The organism is Streptomyces durocortorensis, assembly GCF_016901035.1.
Lineage (GTDB): Bacteria > Actinomycetota > Actinomycetes > Streptomycetales > Streptomycetaceae > Streptomyces > Streptomyces durocortorensis.
On sequence record NZ_JAFEUF010000437.1, the window covers coordinates 1 to 2,733 of the forward strand.

The 2,733-nt window shown below is 69.8% G+C and carries 2 protein-coding genes; both read right to left on the reverse strand.

Going from position 1 to position 2,733, the window contains the following annotated elements:
* Positions 1 to 162 precede the first annotated feature (162 nt).
* Complete coding sequence (locus JS521_RS35110; protein ID WP_205086909.1) at positions 163 to 1,284, reverse strand: DUF1996 domain-containing protein; 1,122 nt, start codon at positions 1,282 to 1,284, stop codon at positions 163 to 165.
* A gap of 376 nt (positions 1,285 to 1,660) precedes the next feature.
* Positions 1,661 to 2,733, reverse strand: a 1,073-nt coding sequence (locus JS521_RS35115; protein ID WP_205086910.1) for a S1 family peptidase, incomplete at its 5' end; no start/stop codon positions are given.

Consider the following 2,733-nt stretch of genomic DNA (forward strand, 5'->3'; position numbering starts at 1 on the left):
ACACCCAGATCTAAACCTATTTATTCGTCGGCTTCGTCTGATTTGTATAAGAGACTGGGGGGGAGAGGCTCCTCACGGGGTGCGGGCAAAGCTATGGGAGAGCGCTCTCCCTCATGGGTGCGGTGCACCCATGAGGGAGACGCCATGGGGTGGGGCCAGAGGTCAGGACCGGGGCAGTTCGTAGTTCTCGTCCAGGGCCGCGCCCTCGCCCGGGTTGTTCTCGTCGTAGCCGCGCGCGTTGCACTGGAGGGCGCCGACGATGCAGTGGTCGACCAGGGCGTCGAGCGTGGCGTCGTCCCAGGCGTTGAAGAAGTCGTAGTGGAAGGAGTGGCCGGTGCCGCTGGCCAGCCTCACCTGCGACATGTCGCCGTTGACCGGCCACGCCATCTTGAACTCGATCATCGGCAGGGCGACCGGGTGGCTCGGCGGGCAGACGTCCTGGTTGGCCCCCGTCACGACCGGATAAGCCATGTGGGCCTTGTGGTCGGGGGTGTCCAGGTACGTGCCGTCCCAGCAACTGGGCGCCTGCATACGCAGGTTGAGCTGGGTGTCCTGGCTGGTCGGGCAAACGGCCGGGAAGTCGTAGTTGTGGTAGCTCTCGCCGCACTCGTACCCCTCGACCATGCCGGGGTGGTTGCGGAACTCCTCGGCGGTCTGCGTGGGGCTGCCGACGACGAACCGCAGCCCCTTGGGGAAGGGCCGCACCGTCCGGTAGTCGGTGACTCCGGCCTTGTAGTAGATGGTCTGCGGGCCGACCGGGCGGATCTCCTCGCTCCCGTTGTAGAGGGTCGGCATCCAGTAGGCGGACCGGTCCCCGGGTGCCAGGCACTTGGTGCCGCCGGCGCTCAGGGAAGCGGTGGTGCTGTTCGCGTTCGTGGTGTCGTTGCCCATGAACGTGTGGTCGTGCGACGCGCCGGCCTGGCCCGGGTAGACGATCGGGTCGTCCGGGGCGGTGTGGTTGACCGAGCAGTTGGCCTGGAACTCGTGGAAGTAGCGGTGCGGCGGGATCTCGTCGGACGGCTCCACACCCGTGACCGGCGGGTCCGCGGGTATGTAGCCGTCGCCGTCGGGGTCGTCCCCGAAGGCCACGGGCTTGGCCGGCGCCATCTTGTGCCCCTGCATGACGTGCGAGGCCGCGGCGGGCTTGTCGGCCGCGGGCGGGGCCGCCTCGGCGGCGGTGCCCCCGGCGTTCGTGATCGCGGACAGCCCGAGCGCGACCAGCGCCAGGGCGGTGGCAACGACCAGTACGGACACCAGGGTTGATCGGTTGAGTCTTGTCACCATAGGGACCTCCATGCCGCTCTTCATCCCTGCACATCGGGTGCACGGTGGGGGGAAAGGGTGAGCTGGACGGTGCAGCCGGGAAGAGACTCCACCCTGCGCGTCACGAGGCCGACGGACCGCGGGATCCTCCGGGAGAGCGCTCTCCAAAGCGGTGTCAGTGTTGCGCCGAGGCTGAGAGGGTGTCAATAGCTTGTGAACGATGAGGTGCCCAAGGACTGTTGAGCGACGAGGCGGACGCGCCGCCCGGGACTCCGCGCATCCCTGCTCGCCCGCGCAAGAAAGCGGCCCCCCCCCCCGGCGGGGCCGCTCACTGGAACTTACGTCGTACAGTCGGGAGCCGCTCCGCCGGGGAGGACGGCGGGACGGCTCCCTCGGATCAAGCGGTGTGCAGCCGCAGGCCGTACCGGTTGAGGATCTCGTTGATCGGCTGGTACCAGGTCTCGCCGCCGCTGGTGCAGTTGCCCCAGCCGCCGGAGGTCACGCCCTGGGCCTGGTCGCCGCTGATGAACGAGCCGCCGGAGTCGCCACCCTGGGCGCAGACGCTCGTCTTGGTCATCTGGTGGACGGCGCCCTGGCTGTAGTTGACGGTCTCGTTCTTGGCGAGGACGCGGCCACAGTGCCAGCGCGTGGTGGAACCGGAGCGGCAGATCGAGGCGCCGATCGGGGCCTCGTTCGAGCCACGGACGAGCTGGTCGGGAACGGCGCCCCAGCCCAGCACCACCGGGACGGTCCACCAGCCACTGCCGACGTTCACCCAGGCGTAGTCGTCACCGGGGAAGGACGAGCCCTGGAAGTTGCCGATGTAGGAGTTGTCCCAGCCGCGGACCTGCTGGCCGGTGCCGCCGCAGTGCCCGGCGGTGACGAAGCCGCCGTGCACGGAGAAGCCGATGGAACAGCGGACGTTGCCCGTGTAGTACGGGTCGCCGCCGACCGTTCCCGCGGCGAAGGTCTGCGGAGCCTGGGCGGTCGTCTTCACCGTGACGGGGCCGGCCTTGCGGGCCTTGGCGACGAAGGAGCGGACATCGTTGTCAGCCTGCTCGGCCGCGACGACGTTCACCACGACGCGGCTGGTGGCCGGGTCGACGTGCCAACTGCTCACACCGGAAGGAGCCTTCAGGGCGTCGATCCGCGCCTTGGCCGCGTCGAGGCTCTTGGCCGAGTGCTCGACGAGCCGGGTCTCGGCACCGGTCGCCCGTACGGCTTCGGCCTTCTCGGCGGCGGTGACCGCGACGGTCAGCCTGCCGGTCTTCGCGTCGAGCCAGGAGCCCCCGAAGGCGGAGCCGGCGGCGCGCTGCGCCTTCTTCTCCAGAGCGGTGGCGGCCTTCTCGTCGGCGAGCCGGGTGAGGGCCTGCTTCTCGGCGAGGCCGAGGTCGCGCTGCATCGCGGAGAGCAGGGCGGCGGAGGCGGGGGGTTCGGCGGGGACGGCGGGCGGTGCGGGGTCCGGCGGGG

Excerpts from the sequence above, each read along its gene's own strand:
- JS521_RS35110 (WP_205086909.1), bottom strand. The coding sequence starts at position 1,284 with ATGGTGACAAGACTCAACCGATCAACCCTGGTGTCCGTACTGGTCGTT.